The following is a 22,294-nucleotide window of genomic DNA, read 5'->3' as shown; positions in this document are numbered from 1 at the left end:
CGGATGCCTGTTCACTTTTTCAGACGGCCTGTCGGTAAACATTCCTTTCAGACGGCCTGAATCGGTATAATCGGCATCTTTATAAAATACCTGTCATTTTCAGGTCGTCTGAAACCAAGCCATAACAAGACGCCTGAAAATATTTATCCACTTTAAGTTTGATGTGTTCACTTTAAATTGAACGATTCAGGAGAATTCCATGAGTACGATTATTGATATTTTTGCCCGCGAAATTCTGGATTCGCGCGGCAACCCCACCGTTGAATGCGACGTATTGCTCGAGTCCGGCGTAATGGGGCGTGCCGCCGTGCCTTCAGGCGCATCAACCGGCCAAAAAGAAGCTTTGGAACTGCGCGACGGCGACGAATCCCGCTATTTGGGCAAAGGCGTATTGAAAGCAGTAGAACACGTTAATAACGAAATCGCCCAAGCTCTGATCGGCCTCGACGCTTCCGAGCAAAGCTATATCGACCAAATCATGATCGAACTGGACGGCACCGAAAACAAAGGCCGCCTCGGCGCCAACGCCACCTTGGCCGTATCCATGGCCGTTGCCCGTGCCGCAGCCGAAGATGCCGGCCTGCCCTTATACCGCTACTTGGGCGGCGCAGGCCCGATGGCTATGCCCGTACCGATGATGAATGTCATCAACGGCGGCGCACACGCCAACAACAGCTTGGACATTCAAGAATTTATGATTATGCCCGTGGGCGCAAAAAGCTTCCGCGACGCCCTGCGCTGCGGTGCCGAAATTTTCCACGCCCTGAAAAAATTGTGCGACGGCAAAGGCTTCCCCACCACCGTGGGTGACGAAGGCGGCTTCGCTCCCAACCTAAACAGCCACGAAGAAGCCCTGCAACTGATGCAGGAAGCTGTTACCGCTGCCGGATATGTAGCGGGCGAAGACGTGCTGTTTGCCTTGGATTGCGCCTCCAGCGAATTCTACAAAGACGGCAAATACCACCTGAGCGCAGAAGGCTTGGCGCTGACCAGCGAAGAGTTTGCCGACTACTTGGCCAAATTGGTTGACACCTACCCCATCGTTTCCATCGAAGACGGCATGGACGAAAACGACCGTGCCGGCTGGAAACATCTGACCGAAAAACTCGGCAAAAAAGTACAGCTGGTCGGCGACGACTTATTCGTTACCAACCCGAAAATCCTGGCCGAAGGCATCGAGCAAGGCATCGCCAACGCCCTTTTAGTTAAAGTCAACCAAATCGGCACCTTGAGCGAAACCCTCAAAGCTGTCGAGCTGGCCAAACGCAACCGCTACACCAGCGTGATGAGCCACCGTTCGGGCGAAACCGAAGACAGCACCATCGCCGACTTGGCCGTTGCCACCAACTGCATGCAGATCAAAACCGGCTCCCTGAGCCGTTCAGACCGCATGGCCAAATACAACCAATTGCTGCGTATCGAAGAAGAATTGGCCGAAGCCGCCTACTACCCCGGCAAAGCCGCCTTCTACCAATTAGGCAAATAATTAAAGGTATCGGTTATGAAATGGGTTACCCTGGTTTTAATTACCGCGCTGGCATGGTTCCAATACAGCCTTTGGCTCTCCAAAGGCGGTTGGCGCGATATGTGGCGCCTGCAAGACCAAGTTGCCGAACAGGAAGAAAAAAACCAGGCATTAACCTTGCGCAATAATGCTCTGGAAGCCGAAGTAAACGATTTGGAAGAAGGCCAAGACGCCATCGCCGAAATCGCACGGGTGGATTTAGGCTACATCCAAAACGGCGAAACCTACTACCGTTTGGTTTACCGCCGCTAAGCATCCGAAGCACTATCGAGGCCGTCTGAAAATACTTTCAGACGGCCTCTTTCTTTTACTCCCCACCGTTAACCATAAAATTTTAACCCATTGAATTATCTAAACATAAACAAAACCAAAACACCCCAGTACAGTGTAAATCAGCCTTGAAAATTTGAGATTTACACCAACTGTCGGTACAATCCCACCCTGTTTTGCTTACTTAAAAAGAGAAAGATATGAGCCTGATCAGCGAAATCTTGCCCTTATCACATATTGTGCTGGATTTAGAAGTCAGCAGTAAAAAACGCATCTTCGAGCAGGCCGGGCTGCTGCTTGAAAACGAAGCCGGGCTGGCGCGCGCCGATGTGTTCGACTGCCTGTTTGCCCGCGAAAAGCTCGGCACTACCGGCTTAGGTCAAGGCGTAGCCATTCCGCACGGCCGCCACGCTTCCGTGAAAAAAGCAGTCGGCGCATTCATCCGCACCAAAGAGCCGGTTGCTTTCGACGCCCCCGACGGCAAACCCGTTTCGCTGATTTTCGTACTGCTCGTGCCGGAAAACGCTACCGGCGAACATCTGGAAGTTTTATCGAAACTGGCCGGCCGATTCTCCCAAAAATCAGTACGCGAAGCATTGATGGCAGCCACTTCTGCCGAAGAAGTACAGCAGCTTTTAAAAGAAGAGTAAACAATGCCCAGCATTTCAGTACGCCGCCTGTATCAAGACAACCAGCACAAGCTGCAACTGGCGTGGGCGGCAGGTACGGCGGGAGCCGATAACCGTATCGGCGTAGAGGCCGACAAGCCCGTTTTGGCGCTGGTCGGCCATTTGAATTTTATCCATCCCAACCAAGTGCAGGTTTTGGGCGTGGCAGAAGTCGAATACCTCCAGCGCATGGAAGCCGGAGAAACCGCCGCCGGTTTTAACGAGCTTTTCGACCTGCCCATGTCGCTGGTTATCGTGGCGAACGACCTCCCCGTGCCGCCCGTGCTGCGCGACTACTGCCACACCAACAACGTACCGCTACTGATGTCCAAACGGGAAAGCCCGTATCTGATGGACGTTTTGCGGATTTACCTGCAACGCGTATTGGCTGTTTCCACCATCAAACACGGCGTATTTCTCGATGTGTTTGAAATCGGCGTATTGATTACCGGCCAGTCGGGCTTAGGTAAGAGCGAGCTGGCCTTGGAGCTGATTTCTCGCGGCCACAGCCTGATTGCCGACGATGCGGTCGAACTCTACCGCACCGGCCCCGAAACCCTCGACGGCCGCTGCCCGCCGATGCTGCGGGATTTTCTCGAAGTGCGCGGATTGGGCGTACTCAATATCCGCCACATTTTCGGCGAAACTTCCATCCGCCCCAAAAAAATCCTTCAATTAATCATCAATCTGGTACCGGCCGACGATGAATACATGAAACGCCTCGACCGCCTGAGCATCCGTTCCGAAACCGAATCCATTTTAGATGTCAACGTGCGCTCGGTAACGCTGCCCGTGGCCATCGGCCGCAACTTGGCCGTTTTGGTCGAAGCCGCCGTCCGCAATTACATTTTGCAATTGCGCGGCAAAGACAGCACGCGGGAATTTCTCGAGCGCCATCAAACCATGTTGAAAGAAAACGAATCCGATCATGAAAATAGTGCTGATTAGCGGCCTTTCCGGTTCGGGCAAATCAGTTGCCCTCAAGCTGCTGGAAGACTTGGGCTATTATTGCGTCGACAACCTGCCGATGAAGCTGCTGCCCGGCCTGATCCAATATCATCTCGACAACAGCGAAATCACCCAGCTCGGCATCAGCGTCGACATCCGTTCGCGTATCGACATCAACGAGGCTGAAGAGCAAATCAAACTCCTGCGCCAACAAGGCTACGATGTAGAAGTATTGTTTTTAGAAGCCGACGAAGCCGTGCTGATACGCCGTTTTTCCGAAACGCGCCGCAGCCATCCTCTGTCCGGCCAAACACTTACCTTGCTCGAAGGCCTGCAACAAGAGCGGGCGTGGCTTTCCCCGCTGCGCGAATTAGCTTATTGTATCGACACCTCGAAAATGAACGCCCAGCAACTCCGTTACAGCGTGCAGCAATGGCTGAAACACGAGCGCAAAGGTTTATTGGTGATTTTAGAATCGTTCGGCTTCAAATACGGCGTGCCGACCAACGTCGATTTCCTGTTTGACATGCGCAGCCTACCCAATCCTTATTACGATACCGAACTGCGCCCATTCAACGGCCTCGACAAACCGATTCAGGATTACCTGAACCGACAACCCGCCGTACAAGAAATGATCAACGACATCAGCACCTTCATCAACCGCTGGCTGCCGCAAATGCAGGTAGAAAGCCGCAGCTACGTTACCATCGGCATCGGTTGCACCGGCGGGCAACACCGCTCCGTATATGTTGTCGAGCAGTTGGCAGAGCGGTTGAAAGGACATTACGAACTGCTCGTGCGCCACCGTCAATTGTCCGTATTGGCAGAACGTTAACCCCATTTTCAGACGGCCTCTTGCATCAGAGGCCGTCTGAAAGCTTAAAGCAAAACAATATGCTATAATTGCCGCACTCATTCAGGCAGCCTTTGTCGGGCTGCCTGATTACGTTATCCGGCCGATTACGGGCAATAAACCGACCCGAAATAAAGCAGCACTATTTTCAGACGGCCTCCCCATAAAACAAATACCCATAGCAAACCCATTTGCTATCCATATCGATAAAAGAGCAAAACATTATGGCAATCCAATGGTTCCCCGGACACATGAACAAGGCGAAAAAAGCCATCGCCGAGCGCATCAAAAGCGTCGATATGGTGATTGAAATGCTCGATGCCCGCCTGCCCGCCTCCAGCGAAAACCCCCTGCTGGCACAACTTTCGCACGGCAAACCCAAGCTCAAAATCCTCAACAAACAAGACCTTGCCGACCCCGAACGCACCGCCGTCTGGCTCGATTACTACAACAGCCGGCCCGACACCCAAGCCATCGCCCTCGACTCTTCCGAGCAAGGCGCAACCGCCAAAATCACCCGCGCCTGCCGCAACATGATGCCCAACCGCGGCGGTATCGACAAGCCCCTGCGCGTCTTGATCTGCGGCATCCCCAACGTCGGCAAATCCACCCTGATAAACGGCATGATCGGCAAAAAATCCGCCAAAACCGGCAACGAACCCGGCATCACCAAAGCCGAACAACGCCTGTTTCTCGCCGACGACTTCTGGCTCTACGACACCCCCGGCATGCTGTGGCCGAAAATCATCGTAGAAGAAAGCGGCTACAACCTCGCCGCCAGCGGTGCCGTAGGCCGCAACGCACTCGACGAAGAAGAAGTCGCCCTCGAACTGCTCGACTACCTGCGCCGCCACTACCTGCCCCTGTTGCAGGCACGCTACCAAGCCGACAAAGACCCCAGCAGCCATTGGAACGACACCGACTGGCTCGAATGGATTGCCAAAAAACGCGGAGCCGTATTAAGCGGCGGCCGCATCAACTACCAAAAAGCCGCCGAAAACACCCTCACCGATTTCCGCGACGGCCACATCGGCAGAATCACGCTTGAAACACCGAACCAATGGGAAACATGGCTCAAAAAAGCCAAACAGAAAGAAGCCGAATTGAAAGCCGCCCGCGAAGCCAGAAAAGCCGAGCGTAAAGGACAAAGGCCGTCTGAAAAAGATTGAAACAGTAGGGCGGGCATCCCCGCCTGCCGCTTCCGATCAATGTTTGCCTTGCCTTAAAATGGAAACCGACAGCGGGCAGGGATGCCCGCCCTACGCAGCCCGACCGCAATCCGACTTACCGAAGGAGCGCCTTATGAAAACCATTTCCCTCACCGCTTTATTGACCGGCATTTTATCGCTGACCGCCTGCGCCCACCCCAACCATGCCGACGGAGCAAACAGCCGATATATCCAAGTCTATAAACACGACGGCTCGCAACAATGCTACGCAGTCAGAGGCATCAGCCCTGAAAAAATGGCAGACGAACTGCAAGGCATCCGCATATATGCCGCAGGCAAACACGTACTAACAGGCGTGATGTTTCCCGCCGTATGCGGCGGCGTAACCGGCAGCGTCAATGTTTACACGATTGATGCCAAAGACCGGAGCAAAGCCGCACAGCGCGGATTTTATGTATTAGAGAAGAAAGATTAATCTTATGTGATTGTTTCAGACGGCCTGTCTGAAAAAAACTGTTTATTTTACGAAAATATTAAACTGCCTATCATGTCTAAACCACGTTCCCAAACCATTAGGATTTTTCTGCCTTCAGGAAACCCGCGCGGAATCCGTAAAGTTGAACGTACCAGTAACAGTAATATTCGCCTGATTGAAATCCCTCGTACCGACTTACATCTTTTTTACGAGATGAAAGAAGCGGGGGATATGGGTATTTATTTTCTGGTTGGAGGTAATCAACTTTATGTTGGCCAAACGATGGATTTAAGTACCCGTATTAAACAACATGACAAAACTAAAGCGTTTTGGCAGCGTGCTTTTATTGTCGTATTAAACAATGATTTTCGAACCCTCGATCATTTATATTGCTTGGAAAAAACGGCTATCGAACATGCTCAAGCCGCAGGCAGATTTTCGTTAGAAAATGGTACGGCCGGTAACACCCACCGCCATTTACATGATTCCATTCGTTCCGATTGCGAAAATATTTTTGATGAAATCGACACACTTCTGGCGGTATTGAATCAGGATTTTTTCACTGAAAAACAGGAGCCTAGTATTGAAGTAGAGACACTACTTAAAGCAACAGCCCAACTTGAAATTCCTCCTGCCCAAGAAAACTCGTCTAAAGACAATATAAACGAATATTCAATCCCTAATACGTGGACAGGTCGGACTATTACGGTATTCTGCCGAAGTAGAGATAAAATCTTACGCGGGAAGGGTCTGTTTAATGTGGAAACAGAGCAAATTTTATTGCTTGAGGACACGATGATTTATCAAAAGATTTCTGAAACATTGTCCCCGGGCTGGAGGGAAATTTACCAACAATGGCTCGCAAGCAACTTTTTGGCAGATAGTAAAGATCCCGATTATTATGTTTTGCAGTCGGCACAATTATGCGCCAGCCCGAGTATGGCCGCAGCATTGGTGCTGGGCAACAATCGTAACGGTTGGCAATATTGGCGCACAGAACGTGGCTTAACTTTAGATGAAGTCTATCGTAAAAAGTAAGCATAACTAACCGCACTAAACCATACTACTTAACACCATATCAGGCCGTCTGAAAAACCAATAAAACCATGACCGACAAACTCCCCCCCGACGCGCTTATCGAAGCCGCGCTGCTTACCCAAACCGAACCGCTCAGCGAAAAGACCATGCGCGAGCTGTTTGTGCCGCCGTTGTCGCCCGACAAGCTGATTGATGTGCTGGCAAACTTGAAAACCCGCTGGCAAAACCGTGCTTTACAGTTGGTGCATACGCATGAAGGCTGGCGTTTTCAGATTGCCCAAGCCGCATTCGAGCGGTTGGGCAGTTTGCAGGAACAGCGTGCGCCGCGCTATTCGCGTGCGGTGATGGAAACGCTGGCGATTATCGCCTACCAGCAGCCGGTTACGCGCGGCGATATCGAAGGCATACGCGGCGTGGCGGTGTCGCAAAACGTAATGCAGACGCTGCAAGACCGCGGCTGGATTGAGGTGATCGGCCACCGCGATTCCATCGGCCGCCCTGCTTTATGGGCGACGACCAATGTGTTTTTAAGCGATTTGCAGTTGGAAAGTTTGGAAGAACTGCCGCCGCTCACCGAATTGGGCGAGTTGGTATTGCCCGATTTAGTCGAGCCTGCCGAAAGCGGCGAGGAAGAAACAGAACAAACCGAGTCAGCCGAAACGCTTTCTGAACCGCCCGTACTGAATTGATTTCGGTCGGTAGGTCGGATTCTCGAATCCGACAAAATCGCCGGCATACCATTGTTTGTCGGATACAAGTATCCGACCTACGGCTGAATTGTTTTCAGACGGCCTCATGGATACAGAGGCCGTCTGAAAACCCATCCTTATCTATTTTTAACAACCCATCCTGCCGCAAAAGCCGCAGTAGGTCGGATTCTCGAATCCGACAAAATCGCCGAATACCATTGTTTGTCGGATACAAGTATCCGGCAAACGGCTGAATTAATTTCAGACGGCCTCACCGATACACAGGCCGTCTGAAACCCATCCTTATCTATTTTTAACAACCCATCCTGCCGCAAAAGCCGCAGAAGAACCGTTTTCCTTTCAGGAAAATGCGTTAGGAGACCCTAGTGAACACCAAAAAAATCTCAAGCAAACGTGAATTGCGCGACGGCGCACTGGCCAAGAAAACGGCTGCCCGCAAAAACACAGGCAAGTTTTCAGACGGCCTCAAGAATAAAACGGGCGTAAAAGAAGCCGCAGGCAAACCCGCCGCGCCGAAAACGCAGGCTTCCCGCGCCAAAAAGCTGGTGGTGCGCAACCCCAATCAAAAAATCATGGAACGCGCCCGCGATTTGAAAGAAAAACGTGTCGATTTAGACAGCTTCGAGCCGGTGCGCCTGCAAAAAGCCCTTGCCGCATCAGGCGTGGGTTCGCGCCGTGAAATGGAAGACTGGATTACGCAGGGCTTGGTTACCGTCAACGGCAAAACCGCCCAGCTTGGCGACAAAGTTTCGCCGGAAGACCAAGTTACCGTTAAAGGCAACGTTATCAAGCTCAAATGGCCCGACCGCCTGCCGCGCATCATTCTCTATTACAAGCAAGAAGGCGAAATCGTATCGCGCGACGACCCGCAAGGCCGCGTGAGCATTTTCGACCGCCTGCCGCAAGCCGCCAGCAGCCGCTGGGTCGCCATCGGCCGTTTGGACATCAACACCAGCGGCCTGTTGATCCTTACCACATCGGGCGAACTGGTCAACCGCTTTGCCCACCCCAGCTTTGAAGTCGAGCGCGAATACGCCGTGCGCGTGTTGGGCGAGCTTTCCACCGAACAGATGAAAATGCTCACGGAAGAAGGCGTGATGCTGGAAGACGGTTTGGCCAAAGTCGAACGCATCTATGAGCAGGGCGGCGAGGGTGCCAACAAATGGTATAACGTGGTAATCAAAGAAGGCCGCAACCGCGAAGTGCGCCGTATTTTCGAGAGCCAAGGCTTAACCGTAAGCCGTTTGGTGCGCGTCGGCTTCGGCCCCATCGGCCTGCCGAACCGCTTGAAACGCGGCCAGTTTTACGAGCTGAATCCGGCCGAAGTCGCCAATATTATGAAATGGGCAGGCATGTCGTTGCCGGGAAACCGCCGCCGCAAATAACCGCACCCTGCCCTCTCCGCCGTCTTGCCCGCAAGGCATGATCTTCTACTTTGATATATTGACTTTTTACATCCAACATCATGTTGAAATTTACTTTACATAAAACCGACGGCCACGCCCGCCGCGGTACACTCGAACTCAACCACGGCACCATCGAAACGCCTGTGTTTATGCCCGTCGGCACATACGGCTCGGTCAAAGCCATGACGCCCGCCAACCTGCACGACATCAAAGCGCAAATCATTTTGGGCAACACCTATCACTTGTGGCTGCGCCCCGGCTTGGAAGTGATCGAACAATTCGGCGGTCTGCATCAATTTATCGGTTGGGACAAGCCGATTCTCACCGATTCAGGCGGTTTCCAAGTGTTTTCGCTGTCCGACATGCGCAAGCTCACCGAAGAAGGCTGCACGTTCAAAAGCCCGATCAACGGCGACAAGCTCTTTCTATCGCCCGAAATCTCCATGAAGATTCAAACCGTGCTCAATTCCGACATCGCCATGCAGCTCGACGAATGCACGCCCGGCGAAGCCACCCACGAACAGGCGCGTCAATCGCTGCAAATGAGCCTGCGCTGGGCAGAGCGCTCTAAAAAGGCGTTTGAAGATTTGAAAAACCCGAATGCGCTGTTCGGCATCGTGCAAGGCGCGATGTATGAAGACTTGCGTGAAGAGTCGTTGAAAGGCTTGGAAGCATTCGACTTCCCCGGCTTGGCCATCGGCGGCCTTTCGGTAGGCGAACCGAAGCCCGAAATGTACCGCATGCTGCGCGCAGTCGGCCCGATGCTGCCCGCCCACAAACCGCACTACCTGATGGGCGTCGGCACGCCTGAAGATTTGGTGTACGGCGTGGCGCACGGCGTGGATATGTTCGACTGCGTGATGCCCACCCGCAACGCCCGCAACGGCTGGCTGTTTACCCGCTTCGGCGACATCAAAATCAAAAACGCCAAGCACAAGCACGACACCCGCCCGCTGGACGAAAGCTGCACCTGCTACGCCTGCCAAAACTTCAGCCGCGCTTATCTCTACCATCTGCATAAAGCCGGCGAAATCTTGGGCGCGCAATTAAACACCATCCATAATCTCCACTTCTATCAAGTGATTATGGCGGAAATGCGCGAAGCCATCGAACAAGGCAAGTTTGCCGAATGGCAGGCGCAGTTCCACGAAAACCGCGCGTGGGGTACGGATTAAACGCCCGCGGACAAGCTGCTTGTGTCGATATGTAAACAGGCCGTCTGAAAATTATTTTTCAGACGGCCTATTCATGTGTAGGGCGGGCATCCCTGCCCGCCGTTTTGTATATTTTCAGTTGTATGTATGGTTTAAGAAATAGGCGGGCAAGGATGCCCGCCCTACTATATTTCTGAAACACAAGGCATATCTTAAGCCCTGTAAAACTCCCAATCTACCTACACCTATGTTTCAGACGGCCTCCAACCTTGTTGAGGCCGTCTGAAAAACAATACCGTACATCCATCACACCATGCCGATGCCCGATACTTCCCTTGCCATCCGCGCGGCGGCGTTATCGGTCATGCCGCCGACAAAGTCCAAAATCTTCATATAAGCCTGATAAAGACTGTCTTCGGCGGTGATCGGGTCGTCGTTTTTCAGCAACTCCAAAGCAAGCGACTGGCGCACGCTTACCTCGCCCTTCGTGATCAGCGCATACGCCGCCGGCACGAGCAGATCGAGAATCGAGCCGACGCACGGGAAGGCGGCAATTTCAGTAATCAGCTTGCTTTGGTGGCGGAAAATCCTCGTCCGCGCCAGCTCTTTGGCTTTCTCCAAAGTGTTTTGCACTTCGGGGCTGCACAAAGCCAATAAATCCCGACCTTGAAAACTGCCGTTGAGCAAGTCTTGCTGATGTTTCATAAAAGTTTGCGCCACATCGTCAATTGCCCGTCCGATGGCCATGCCGCGCAGCATAGCGCAACGCTGGCGGCTGTTGCGCGCCTGCCATGCGCCGGCGGCTTCGACAAACGTGAGTTCGACCAAAATGCTTTCGACTTCGGCATCGCCCAACAAGCCGATTTCCACCGCGTCTTCCAAGTCGAGCAAGGCATAGCAAATGTCGTCGGCGGCTTCCATCAGGTAAGACAAGGGATGTCGCGCCCAGCGGTCGGTACCTTGTTCGATGAGTCCCAATTCGTCGGCAATGCGGCGGATAAACGGCAGCTCGGTTTGGTAGATATTGAATTTTTTGCGGCCGTTCGGATCGAGCGTCGTCCACGGATATTTCAGCAAGGCGCCGATGGTAGCGGCAGTTAAACGCATACCGCCTTTGTTGCGGTACATTTCGAGGTTGGCCAGAATCCTCAGGCTGTGGGCATTGCCTTCGTAAGTCTGTACATCGTTGCGCTCGCCTTCGCTCAAGGTTTGCAGATAAATGCTGTGTGCGGGATTGCGGAACCAGTCGCGCAGCGCATCTTCGCCGGTGTGCCCGAACGGCGGGTTGCCCAAATCATGCGCCAAACAGGCCACCTGAACCACTGCGCCGATGTCGCTCGGCGTATTGCCCTGCGGCAGAAAACCGCCCGCCTGCATCATCACGCCGACGCGGTTGCCCAAGCTGCGCCCCACGCTGGCGACTTCCACGCTGTGGGTTAGGCGGTTGTGGGTATGGTCGTGTTCGGCAAACGGGTGAACCTGCGTTTTGCGCCCCAAGCGTCGGAACGCGCCGGAAAACACCACGCGGTCGTAGTCGATGTGGAAATCGGTACGCAAAGCATCCGCGCCTTCTTGGGTGGACGGTGTTACCGTCGGCACGATTTCGCCGTCTTTCATGCGGAAGCGTTGGGTGGAAAGCAATTGCTGCCAATTCATTTTCGGCATAATGTTCACTTTTGATAAGGGTTGGAAGGAAGCCGCTTTTATCCGGCCGGGGCTTGCCATGATACTGCCAAACCGGTTGGCAGGCCATGTTTGCAGGCAAGATAATCGATATTCGGGCCGTCGGAACGGTATGGTTCAGACGGCCTGACAGATGCCCTATCACGGCACACGTTATGCAGGCGGGCATTTGGCTCTTGCGCGGTTCAGGCCGTGCCGGCATTCAGGCATACGGCGGCAAGTACATCGGCAAAATGCGCTACGGCTTCGGGGCGGGTGTCGAGATACAGGGCAGGTTCGATGAGTTCTAATTCGTTCAACAGGAAGCGTTCGGGCAGCAATGTACCGTCCACTCGTGCGTAAACCGGCATTTGGGGCAGGCTTGCCAATACGCGGGCGGCGGCGGTTACGGCAAACGGCGGCGGTTCGGCAGGCAGGATGCGGACGCCGTAGGCGGAGTTAGCGCGCCATTCGCCCGCAGGCGGCCGGCGGTGCACTGCGTGGCTGAAGCGGCCGTTGAAAAAGATTAAAGCGGTTTCGCCCGCCGTTTCAATGTCGGCAATAAACGGCTGTACGATTACGCCTTCGCGGTAGGGCAGCCAGTCTCTGATTTCGCTGCTGCTGCGGATTCTGACCACATATTTGCCGCTTTGGCCGACGGCGGGTTTCAATACGGCTTCATGCCAGCCGTGCCGCTGCATGATACGGGTTACGGCTCCGGCATCCGACGCGGCGGTTTCGGTCGGGATAACGTCTGCGCCGGCGGCGGCCAAGTCGCACAAATAATGTTTGTTCATATTCCAAAGCATCAGCTCCGGCGGATTGACAAACCGGCTGCCCGAGCTTTGCGCCTGTTGCAGCCATCGGCGGAACCGCTGCGGCTCGGCGGCATAGTCCCATGCGCACAAAGGCAGTAAAAACGGACTGTCGGGCCGGTTTTGCCAGGAGTCGAAATGGGCGGATACGCCGCGTCCGCGCAGCTCGGGTATGAGTTTGAGAAGGCTCTCAGGCGGTTGGGGATAGCTGCGGCAGGTGGTAATAACGAGCATATATTCAGACGGCCCCGGCTAAAAAGTATCGGAGGGTGTGCGGCACGGCGGTTGCCGTGCGGTACGGGTTTATTTTACTTGCTGCATATATTTTTTCAGACGGCCTTTGTTTTGCATGGAGCGCCGTTCCATTTCGTCTACCATGGCCTGCGCCTCGGCTTTGTTGGCGGCTTTGCCCACTTGGATGATGCCGTTCATGTTCATGGTGCGGTGGGGCGGGCAGGTATAGACATATACGCCTTCTTTATCAAGTTTGACGGTAAATTCTTTATCCTCGGCGGATAAAAATTCTTTCGCTCCTTTGGGAAGGGCTTTGCTTTGCACCCAATGTCCCTTATTGGTGGGTTTGAAGGTTACGGTGTCGCCGGGCTGTACTTTTAAGAAGCCCGGCTCGAACACCATGCTGCCGTCTGCGCCGTTATCCAGCATTTTGACTTCATGATTGGCAGCAAATGCGCTGCCGGCGGCAAAGAATAAGAGAAAGAGGTATTTTTTCATGGTGAATCCTTTCGGTATGTTTTCGGGATGTTTGCCGGGGCAATTCAGAATCCGGTTGGCGTAAAGGCTTTTCAGACGGCCTTCCGCATCGGCCGGATAACCGGAGCGCCCCGGCTGTCGTAAAGCAGTTCGACATCAACGCGGTAAAGGCGGCTGAGGATATCCGCCCGCAAAACGTCGGCCGGCCCGCCTTGTCCTTGCACTTTGCCTTCGCCCAATAAGATCAGGCCGTCTGAAAACTGGGCGGCCAAACTCAAATCGTGCAAAACCATCAATGTAACCAAGCCCTTGTTGCGCGTGTGGCCGCATACGTGTTCGAGCAGGTTGAGCTGGTGGTGCATATCCAGCGCGCTGACCGGCTCGTCAAGCATCAGGATTTCCGGATTGCGCATCAATACTTGGGCAAACATCACCAGCTGCCGTTGGCCGCCGCTGAGCAGCATCACGTCGCGGTGGGCCAAATGGGCAATGCCGAGCTGCTGCATCATGGCGGCGGCTTCGGCGAGCAAATCGTCGCCGATGTGCATATGCAGGGCGTCCATGCGCCCGAGCAAAACGACTTCCAAAGCCGTCAGCGAGGCTTCTACGGCTGTGTCCTGCGGCATATAGCCGATGCGCTTGCGCCAATTGAGTACGTGGGTTTTGCTTAAAGTATCGTTTTTATAACGGATACTTCCGCTGTAAGGTATATCGCCGAACACGGTTTTGATGAGCGACGATTTACCCGCGCCGTTGGGACCCAGCACGGTATAAACTTTGCCCTGTTCCAAATTCAGGCTGATATGGTCGGCTACGGTAAGACTGCCGCGCCTAATGGTCAGATTTTCCAGTTGCAGCATTTCAGACGGCCTTTAAAACAATCCGAGAAACCACGCTTTGATGCGGGCAAAAAATGATTGCGGTTTGTTTGCAGAAGAATCCGCCGGCTCCGCGCCATCGGCACCTTTACCGCCCTCATCCGCACAACTGTCGGGCGTTGCACAACCCAAGCGGACGAAAAACGTGCCTTCCGGCGTTACCGGCAGATATTTACGGTGGAAATCCAGATAGGTTTGCTCGGGGCGGATGTCGGCAAACGCTTCCGGATAGAGTGTTTTAGCGATGAATTGTGCGGATGCCAAGTCGGAGAGGGAACGTGAGGCGGTATGGTAAATGCCGTACACGCGCCGGTTTTGCACGGCGGGAAGGTCTCCCCATCCTGCACGCCGGGTAAAGCCGGCAAGCCTCTGCAAAGCATCTTCCGCTTTGATGCCGATACCCATAGCCATGGCATCCGGCTGCCCCAAGCCTACTTCCGTGCCGGAAATCACCACCACTTCGGGTTTGGCCACCAAAAGCTGTTCGGGGTTGATCGGCCCCCAGTCTTTCACAAACGGTGCGCTCACATTATCGCCCCGGCAATATCGGCAATCGCGCCCCACATATTTTTTCCGAAAGTGTAGCTGTGTTCTTTCGGACCTTTGTCGCCGAATTCTATATAAATCTTCGGCTTAGGCTGCCCGGCTTCGCTGATTCTGCGCCGAATGTCGGCGATTCCCGCCGCATACTCGCCGGCCACACGTTGCGCACGCTCCGGCGTATCGGCAATCGCACCGAAAACTTTTGCACTTTCCACGTGTTTTTCAACGGTTTGCGCATTAAAGTCCACCACAACCACGGGAATGCCCGCCTGCTCGAAACGGGGAATTTCATTGGCAAGCGCTTCATATTGCCAATCGGCCAACACCACTACATCGGGTTTCAATGCCAGCGTTTTTTCAAAAGAAAACGTGCCGGTGCTCACATTGCCTATATCGCCGATGTTTTTCAACTCCGGCATCTTACTACTGTACAGCGCCCAGCTTCCGGGGTTGAACTTCTCCCAAAATTCACGGGAAATACCGACCACGTTGGCGAAATTTTCCGCACCCGTTACAGCAATATAATCAGGGTAATAAAAACCCAAAACCACGCGCTTGGCCGGCACATCGACTTTCACTTCGCGCCCGCGCACATCGGTAATGGTCTGCACTTGCGCCTGTGCGGCAAAAGAAGCGCACAGCAGCAAACCCGCCAATAAAGGTTTCAAAAACAATTTGTTCATATTCAGACGGCCTATCGTTTCGTTAATACAATCCAAAAGAAAAACGGCACACCTACAAAAGAAGTAACAATGCCGACCGGAAACAGCGCTCCGGGAATAATGACTTTCGACAGCACGGAGGCAATCGACAAAAACGCCGCTCCGACCAACATGGCGCCGGGCAGGAAAAACCGTTGGTCTTCGCCCAACAACAGCCGCGCCACATGAGGCGCCACCAAGCCGATAAAGCCGATGATGCCCACAAAACTGATGGCGGTTGCCGTCATCACCGCAACCAACACCAAAGTTTGGATACGCAGGCGTTGCAGGTTGATGCCCAAACTGGCCGCCCGCTCTTCGCCCAAACGCAAAGCGGTCAGCTTCCACACATCTTTGGCAAGCAAAGCCACACATACCGCCGTAACCAACACCGTTACGGCAAGGTTTTCCCAAGTCGCCTTCGTCAGACTGCCAAACAGCCAAAACAGGATTTGCTGCGAAATCTCCGGCGCCGCGATGTATTGGATCAGCGAAAGCACCGACTGGAATAAAAACAGCAAAGCAATCCCGACCAACACCAACATGGCGGAATTGAAACGGCGCATAGACGCAAACAGAAACAATATCGTTGCTGCCAACATAGTCATCGCAAAAGCACCTATCGGCACGGCCACCGACGAAGGCAGGCCGAAACTGCCGAAAGCGATGACCAGCGATGCTCCCAAGCCGGCCGCAGCGGCCAAGCCCAAGGTATAAGGGCTGGCCATCGGATTGTTGAGCAGGGTTTGTATTTCCGCACCGCCGACACCCAATGCCGCCCCCACGACCAATGCCATCAAAGCCATCGGCAGGCGCAGGTCGTACACAATGACTTTACTCATTTCGTCCGCGCTTTCCATATTCAGCAAAGATTTGACCACTTCGCCGACCGGCAGCATGGAAGGCCCCGTGGCAATATCGAGAACCAAACCGATAAGGCCGACGGTTAAAAAAGCCAATATCGCCAACCAGCGCCTGCGCTCCAAGGCACGCTGGTTTCTCACAATATCGGCAACCGTACCGGCATCGGCACGGGAAGGATTTGTAGAAGGTATTTCTCCGGTCATGATGAAAACCGTTTATGTATATTGTTGTTTGAAGATAAATTTACCCCCTTCCTCATGCACCCGCAGGCGCACCGGAAGGGGAGGCAAACCGTTTGGTTTGAAACTGTCGTTTTTCAGACGGCCTTATTTTGCTTTGGGATAAAGATAAAACGTCCCGGTCGGCACCACCGGCAGATTATTGCGGTAGAAATCCATATAGGTCTTGTCCGGATTCAAATCGGCAAAAAGCTGCGGGTAAACCGCTTTGGCCATAAACTGAAGGGAAGCGCCGTCTGAAAGCGTTCTCGAATTGGCATGGTAAGCACCGTATACCCGGTTGTTTTTGACTGCCGGGAGGCTGGCCCAGCCCGCGCGTTTTTCAAAACCTTTCAAACGGCGTTCCGCCTCGGCTTTCGGAATATTCCACCCCAACACAAACGCATCTTTGTTTTTGTTCAGTTCGGTTTCCCGTCCGGTAATCACAATGACGTCGGGCTTGGCCGCCAATACCTTTTCAGGATTGATAGGCGCATAAAAATCCACCGCCGAAGCAGAAATATTGTTCCCCCCGACCAAAGTAATCATCGGCCCCCACATAGCCTTGCCAAACGTAAAACTGTGTTCGGCCGGGCCTTTGTTGCCAAACTCGACATACACTTTCGGCTTGGGCAGATTGGCTTTTTTCACTCTTGCCTGAATATTGTCGGCAATAGCTTTATAGTCGGCCGCCAGCTTTTTCGCTTTCGCCTGCTGCCCTGTAATCGTGCCGATGATTTCCGTTGATTTGATATGCTTGGCAACCGATTGGGCGTTGTAGTCAATTACCACAATCGGAATGCCCGCCTTCTTGATTTTGTCTAAATCCGAACCCAAGCCTTGATATTGCCAGTCGGCCAAAATCAGCAAATCCGGCTTCAGCGACAGCACTTTCTCCACCGAAAAAGTACCCACTTCCACTTCGCCCACATCGGCCAGCTGTTTCAACTTAGGCACAGCCTTACTGAATGCCGCCCAGCTCGGAGGCGCCCAATCAGACCACACCGCCTTGGAAAAACCCACCACATTATCTAAAGCATTCTTGCCGCCCACAGCCATATAGTCTTGGTAATAAAAACCCAGCACGATGCGCTTGGCCGGCAAATCAAGCTTCACCTTACGCCCTGCCGTATCGGTGATTTCGACAGGCTTTGCACTGGCGGCCAACGGAGAAAACATCAAAGCCGACGCACAGGCCAGCATACCGATTTGAGGTATAAAATTAAATTTCATTTAATAATCCTTATATATAAATTTTAATGATTTTAATTATCATATTTAGAGTGCTATAAAGGCCGTCTGAAAAGTTTCAGACGGCCTGAATCTTTTGTTGATGGCTCAGACAGGATGGCCTTTTTAAAAGTTCCGCAACATCAGACTACAAACACAAAATCTCATCAAATGTTTGTTTAGACAAGGTATTTTGCTCTTCACATCTTACACCGGCTCAGGTTTGTAACGGCCAAACAAAAGCTGCCCGAAAACCTTCGGGCAGCTTTTCCACATAAAACTACTGATCATTTACCGCGCATCAACTCAAAGAAATCGTTGTTGTCTTTGGAAGCTTTGAGCTTGCCCACCAAAAACTCGGTGGCTTCGATTTCGTCCATCGGATGCAGGAATTTGCGCAGCAGCCACATACGTTGGAGCTGGTCGTTCGGTACCAGCAGCTCTTCACGGCGCGTGCCGGATTTGTTGATATTAATCGCCGGGAACAGGCGTTTTTCAGACATACGGCGGTCGAGGTGCAGTTCCATATTGCCGGTACCTTTAAATTCTTCGTAAATCACATCGTCCATACGGCTGCCGGTTTCCACCAACGCAGTAGCGATAATCGTTAAAGATCCGCCCTCTTCCACATTACGCGCGGCACCGAAAAAGCGTTTCGGACGGTGCAGCGCATTGGCATCGACACCGCCGGTCAGGATTTTGCCTGAAGCCGGCACCACGGTATTGTAGGCGCGCGCCAAGCGGGTGATCGAATCGAGCAGAATCACCACGTCTTTTTTATGCTCGACCATGCGTTTGGCTTTTTCCAACACCATTTCAGCCACTTGCACATGGCGGGTGGCCGGCTCGTCAAACGTGGACGACACCACTTCGCCGCGCACGCTGCGCGACATTTCGGTTACTTCTTCGGGACGTTCGTCAATCAGCAAAACAATCAGTTCAACTTCGGGATAATTGGCGGTAATGGCGTGGGCGATGTTTTGCAGCATCACGGTTTTACCGGTTTTCGGCGGAGCGACAAGCAAGGCGCGCTGACCGCGGCCGATAGGGGAAACGAGATCGATGGCGCGGCTGGTAATGTTTTCTTCGGCTTTGATGTCGCGCTCGAGTTTGAGTTGTTTGGTGGGAAAAAGCGGGGTTAAGTTTTCAAAGAGGATTTTGTGTTTGCAGACTTCGGGTTTGTCGCCGTTGATGCTGTCCAAACGCACCAGAGCGAAATAGCGTTCGTTATCTTTGGGTACGCGCACGCTGCCTTCGATGGTGTCGCCGGTGTGCAGGTTAAAGCGGCGGATTTGGCTGGGTGAAACGTAAATATCGTCGGGGCCTGCCAGATAAGAAGTGTCGGCACTGCGTAAGAAGCCGAAGCCGTCGGGCAGGATTTCCAAAGTGCCGGAGCAGGTAAAGGATTCGCCCTGCTTCATCAGTTGGCGCACGATGGCGAAGACTAGGTCTTGTTTGCGCAGGCGGTTGGCATTTTCAATGCCGTGTTGTTCTGCCATTTCCAAAAGTTTGGAAATGTGCTGGGTTTGTAGTTCAGAAACGTGCATGATAATTAATTTTTAATTAAATGATTGAGATAGGTAGTATTGATTGCGACGGCAAAGTGCCGAAAGGCCGTCTGAAATTCAAGATATGTCGGAGATTCGATTGCCGGAACGGCAGAATAGAACGACAAGGTGCTTGTCGGGGTTGAATTGTAGGGAGTTAGATTGTAGGTGTCAAATGGATTTATGGCGGGAAAGCTTGGGTTTCGGGCATGGGTGAGGCCGTCTGAAACTGAAACGGGCAACCTGCCTTCACCATTCCTACCCGGCATACATTTGCCGCCGCCATAAACATAAGGCATATCCATGCCTGAAAATCTTTGTCGGCATTTTTCAGACGGCCTCTGCATTTTTTGATGTTTATTCCCGACAGCATGCACCGATACGGCTATAATAACTGCTAGTTATCATTAAAATATTCTGCCGCTTCCATATGAGCAGTCAGCCCAACGTTTTACTTCATCGCGACCATCATGCACCATATTTCCCTCGCCCCCATCGTTATCGTATTACTCGTTGCCGTGATTGCGGTGATTTTCTGCCGCAAGTACAACATTCCTTCTATGTTGGGCTATCTGCTGGCCGGCTTTTTGGCCGGCCCCGGCGTGCTGCATCTGATTCCGAAAAACGAAGCCACCGATTATTTGGGCGAAATCGGCATCGTGTTTTTGATGTTCAGCATCGGTTTGGAGTTTTCGCTTTCCAAACTGAAAGCCATGCGTCGTTTGGTATTCGGGCTGGGCGGTATGCAAATCGTGCTGACCATCGCCGCTGTGATGGTAATTTTGATGGCCACAGGCACCACGTTTAACTGGGCCTTTGCCGTGGCCGGTGCGCTGGCTATGTCGTCCACCGCCATCGTCAGCCGCATCTTGGCCGAAAAAACCGAATTGGGGCAAACCCACGGCCAAATGGCAATGGGCGTGTTGCTGATGCAGGATATTGCCGTTGTGCCGCTGATGATTCTGCTGCCTGCACTGGCCGGCGGCAACAGCGGTAATTTATGGCTGGAATTGGTGCTGGCCGCGCTGAAAATGGTTGTGACTTTAGGCGTGCTGTTTTTCGTAGGCAGCCGCATCATGACGCCGTGGTTCCGCCTTGTCGCCAAACGCAAATCGTCCGAACTCTTCATGATCAACGTGCTGCTGGTCACGCTCGGCGTAGCGTACTTAACCGAGCTGGAAGGCTTGTCGCTGGCTTTGGGCGCATTTGTGGCAGGTATGCTGCTCTCCGAAACCGAATACCGCTTTCAGGTTGAAGACGACATCCGCCCGTTCCGCGACATTCTGCTCGGCTTCTTCTTCATCACCGTCGGCATGAAGCTCGACATCCAAGCCTTAATCAACAGCTGGCCTTTGGTGCTGACGCTGCTCGGCTTGCTGATTGTCTTAAAAGCACTTATCGTTTTCATCATCGCCTTCCGCATGAAACACTCTACCGCCGACAGCCTCAAAGCCGCTTTATATCTGGCTCAAGGCGGGGAATTCGGTTTCGTGATCTTAGCCATTTCCAGCAAAATCAACATGGTTTCGCTTGAATTGGAACAAGCCGCCACCGCCGCCGTGCTGCTTTCGATGGTCATCGCCCCCTTTATCTTAAACAGCAGCGACAAATTGGTCGGCAGATGGGTGAAATCAAGTTGGGATATGAAAGCCGTCGATCTGCAAAACATGCTGATTGCCGCCATGAACCAATCCAACCACGCCCTCATCATCGGCTACGGCCGCGGCGGCCAAACCATCGGCCGTATCTTGGCGGCGGAAAACATCCCCTATTACGCACTTGACCTCGATGCCGAGCGCGTACGCGTTGCCCGCAGCGCCGGCGAACCCGTTTCTTTCGGCGATGCCAAGCGGCGCGAAGTGCTCGAAGCCGCCGGCCTGAGCCGAGCCAGTATGGTTATCATTACCCTCAACAACATGCACGAAACCCAGCATGTGCTCAACAACATTATGAGTGCGCGCCCCACCATGCCGGTATATGTGCGCGCCATCAGCGATGATTATCTGCAAAAATTTACCCAAATCGGCGCCGAAGAAGTGGTGTCAGACACCAAAGAAACCAGCCTTGCCTTGGCTTCGTACGCACTTTTGCAATTCGGCCTGCCCTATCAGAAAGTTTCCCAAATTATTTTGAACATCCGCCGCAGCCGCTATGCCATGGTGTCGGATTTATTCAGCGGCAGCGATGATTCCGAAAACGTCGACGATGAAAACAGCCACATCGTCCGCCATGCGTTTGCCCTGACAAACGAAGCCTATATCGTCGGCAAACATACCGATGCCCTGCCCCTGCATCAATTGAATATCAAATTACTGTTTGTACGCCGGCACACGCACCGCATTCAAGATTTTGAAGAAGATTTCCTGTTTGAACCCAACGACATCTTGATTGTTGCCGGACACAAAGAAAAAATAATTTCTTTTGAAAACTGGTGCCTACAAGGAAACTCGACATTTCCTTAAAAAAACACTTGCACCACAGACTGAGATTTGGTTTAATCACGTTCTCGCAACGACACGGGTGATTAGCTCAGTTGGTAGAGCGTCTGCCTTACAAGCAGAATGTCGGCGGTTCGACTCCGTCATCACCCACCAAGTTTCTTGTGCGGAGTGGTAGTTCAGTTGGTTAGAATACCGGCCTGTCACGCCGGGGGTCGCGGGTTCGAGCCCCGTCCACTCCGCCAAATATTTAACAAAACAGCACAGATTTTTCTGTGCTGTTTTGTTTTTTAGCCTCATTTCAGACATGGGCAATTGCCGCTTTCTAACATTTAGCCGACTGCTTCGACAAATATTTAAATCGTGAACAGATATTTAAATCGTGCGTATTAACTCACTTGACCGTTTGCCTACATCATAAAAATGAGGCCGTCTGAAAAACTATTTTCAGACGGCCTCAATCCTTAAGCT

Annotated in this window: 20 protein-coding genes, 2 tRNA genes and 1 pseudogene; 14 read left to right on the top strand and 9 right to left on the bottom strand. The window is 52.8% G+C overall.

The window, feature by feature from the left end; translation table 11 throughout:
* The first annotated feature begins 199 nt into the window (after window positions 1–199).
* The 11 genes from eno (at window position 200) to tgt (ending at window position 10,237) form a co-directional block, all read left to right on the top strand.
* Window positions 200–1,486 (top strand): phosphopyruvate hydratase, encoded by a 1,287-nt coding sequence (gene eno / locus LVJ85_RS03430; RefSeq protein ID WP_244741482.1) that lies wholly within the window; start codon window positions 200–202, stop codon window positions 1,484–1,486.
* 15 nt (window positions 1,487–1,501) lie between these two features.
* Entirely contained in the window at window positions 1,502–1,777 is a 276-nt protein-coding gene (gene ftsB / locus LVJ85_RS03425) for a cell division protein FtsB (RefSeq protein WP_085362767.1), read from the top strand.
* Between the two features lie 218 nt (window positions 1,778–1,995).
* The gene (ptsN, locus tag LVJ85_RS03420; RefSeq protein ID WP_085362766.1) at window positions 1,996–2,445 is read left to right on the top strand and encodes a PTS IIA-like nitrogen regulatory protein PtsN; all 450 of its coding nucleotides are present in this window, start codon (window positions 1,996–1,998) and stop codon (window positions 2,443–2,445) included.
* Window positions 2,446–2,448: 3 nt separating this feature from the next.
* Window positions 2,449–3,411, top strand: coding sequence for an HPr(Ser) kinase/phosphatase (gene hprK, locus LVJ85_RS03415; protein ID WP_244741480.1), 963 nt, complete (start codon window positions 2,449–2,451; stop codon window positions 3,409–3,411).
* Window positions 3,392–4,246, top strand: coding sequence for an RNase adapter RapZ (gene rapZ / locus LVJ85_RS03410; RefSeq protein WP_244741478.1), 855 nt, complete (start codon window positions 3,392–3,394; stop codon window positions 4,244–4,246). Before hprK ends, rapZ begins: the two co-directional genes overlap by 20 nt.
* A gap of 242 nt (window positions 4,247–4,488) precedes the next feature.
* Entirely contained in the window at window positions 4,489–5,433 is a 945-nt protein-coding gene (gene ylqF / locus LVJ85_RS03405; protein ID WP_244741476.1) for a ribosome biogenesis GTPase YlqF, read from the top strand.
* Window positions 5,434–5,566: 133 nt separating this feature from the next.
* Window positions 5,567–5,908 (top strand): hypothetical protein, encoded by a 342-nt coding sequence (locus LVJ85_RS03400; RefSeq protein ID WP_244741474.1) that lies wholly within the window; start codon window positions 5,567–5,569, stop codon window positions 5,906–5,908.
* Window positions 5,909–5,980: 72 nt separating this feature from the next.
* Complete coding sequence (locus LVJ85_RS03395) at window positions 5,981–6,946, top strand: GIY-YIG nuclease family protein (protein ID WP_244741471.1); 966 nt, start codon at window positions 5,981–5,983, stop codon at window positions 6,944–6,946.
* A 68-nt stretch (window positions 6,947–7,014) separates the two neighbouring features.
* On the top strand, window positions 7,015–7,635 hold the full coding sequence (locus LVJ85_RS03390) for an SMC-Scp complex subunit ScpB (protein ID WP_244741468.1): 621 nt from the start codon (window positions 7,015–7,017) through the stop codon (window positions 7,633–7,635).
* Between the two features lie 386 nt (window positions 7,636–8,021).
* On the top strand, window positions 8,022–9,041 hold the full coding sequence (locus LVJ85_RS03385; RefSeq protein ID WP_244741465.1) for a pseudouridine synthase: 1,020 nt from the start codon (window positions 8,022–8,024) through the stop codon (window positions 9,039–9,041).
* 80 nt (window positions 9,042–9,121) lie between these two features.
* Window positions 9,122–10,237 (top strand): tRNA guanosine(34) transglycosylase Tgt, encoded by a 1,116-nt coding sequence (gene tgt / locus LVJ85_RS03380; RefSeq protein ID WP_244741463.1) that lies wholly within the window; start codon window positions 9,122–9,124, stop codon window positions 10,235–10,237.
* 285 nt (window positions 10,238–10,522) lie between these two features.
* Here tgt and LVJ85_RS03375 read toward each other — a convergent pair whose 3' ends face one another.
* The 9 genes and pseudogenes from LVJ85_RS03375 to LVJ85_RS03335 form a co-directional block, all read right to left on the bottom strand.
* Complete coding sequence (locus LVJ85_RS03375; protein ID WP_244742986.1) at window positions 10,523–11,872, bottom strand: deoxyguanosinetriphosphate triphosphohydrolase; 1,350 nt, start codon at window positions 11,870–11,872, stop codon at window positions 10,523–10,525.
* Between the two features lie 212 nt (window positions 11,873–12,084).
* Window positions 12,085–12,927, bottom strand: coding sequence for a RimK family alpha-L-glutamate ligase (locus LVJ85_RS03370; protein ID WP_244741461.1), 843 nt, complete (start codon window positions 12,925–12,927; stop codon window positions 12,085–12,087).
* Between the two features lie 69 nt (window positions 12,928–12,996).
* Window positions 12,997–13,425, bottom strand: a complete 429-nt coding sequence (locus tag LVJ85_RS03365; protein WP_244741459.1) for a pseudoazurin — start codon at window positions 13,423–13,425, stop codon at window positions 12,997–12,999.
* A 71-nt stretch (window positions 13,426–13,496) separates the two neighbouring features.
* Entirely contained in the window at window positions 13,497–14,264 is a 768-nt protein-coding gene (locus LVJ85_RS03360) for an ABC transporter ATP-binding protein (RefSeq protein ID WP_085362759.1), read from the bottom strand.
* 12 nt (window positions 14,265–14,276) lie between these two features.
* Window positions 14,277–15,508, bottom strand: a pseudogene (locus LVJ85_RS03355) (ABC transporter substrate-binding protein).
* Between the two features lie 11 nt (window positions 15,509–15,519).
* The gene (locus tag LVJ85_RS03350; protein WP_004285444.1) at window positions 15,520–16,593 is read right to left on the bottom strand and encodes an iron ABC transporter permease; all 1,074 of its coding nucleotides are present in this window, start codon (window positions 16,591–16,593) and stop codon (window positions 15,520–15,522) included.
* A gap of 123 nt (window positions 16,594–16,716) precedes the next feature.
* Window positions 16,717–17,841 (bottom strand): ABC transporter substrate-binding protein, encoded by a 1,125-nt coding sequence (locus tag LVJ85_RS03345; protein WP_004284127.1) that lies wholly within the window; start codon window positions 17,839–17,841, stop codon window positions 16,717–16,719.
* A gap of 284 nt (window positions 17,842–18,125) precedes the next feature.
* On the bottom strand, window positions 18,126–19,385 hold the full coding sequence (gene rho / locus LVJ85_RS03340; RefSeq protein WP_085362756.1) for a transcription termination factor Rho: 1,260 nt from the start codon (window positions 19,383–19,385) through the stop codon (window positions 18,126–18,128).
* Between the two features lie 5 nt (window positions 19,386–19,390).
* Window positions 19,391–19,690: a hypothetical protein gene (locus LVJ85_RS03335; RefSeq protein WP_244741457.1), complete on the bottom strand. Its 300-nt coding sequence runs from the start codon at window positions 19,688–19,690 to the stop codon at window positions 19,391–19,393.
* Window positions 19,691–19,855: 165 nt separating this feature from the next.
* On the opposite strand from LVJ85_RS03335, the gene LVJ85_RS03330 reads away from it, so the two are divergent.
* The 3 genes from LVJ85_RS03330 (at window position 19,856) to LVJ85_RS03320 (ending at window position 22,068) form a co-directional block, all read left to right on the top strand.
* Window positions 19,856–21,847: a cation:proton antiporter gene (locus LVJ85_RS03330; RefSeq protein ID WP_244741455.1), complete on the top strand. Its 1,992-nt coding sequence runs from the start codon at window positions 19,856–19,858 to the stop codon at window positions 21,845–21,847.
* Between the two features lie 56 nt (window positions 21,848–21,903).
* A tRNA-Val gene (locus LVJ85_RS03325) sits at window positions 21,904–21,979 on the top strand.
* A 12-nt stretch (window positions 21,980–21,991) separates the two neighbouring features.
* A tRNA-Asp gene (locus LVJ85_RS03320) sits at window positions 21,992–22,068 on the top strand.
* Window positions 22,069–22,294 lie beyond the last annotated feature (226 nt).

This window comes from Neisseria sp. Dent CA1/247 (genome assembly GCF_022870825.1).
GTDB lineage: Bacteria > Pseudomonadota > Gammaproteobacteria > Burkholderiales > Neisseriaceae > Neisseria > Neisseria zoodegmatis.
This window is presented reverse-complemented; position numbering and strand designations above follow the sequence as displayed.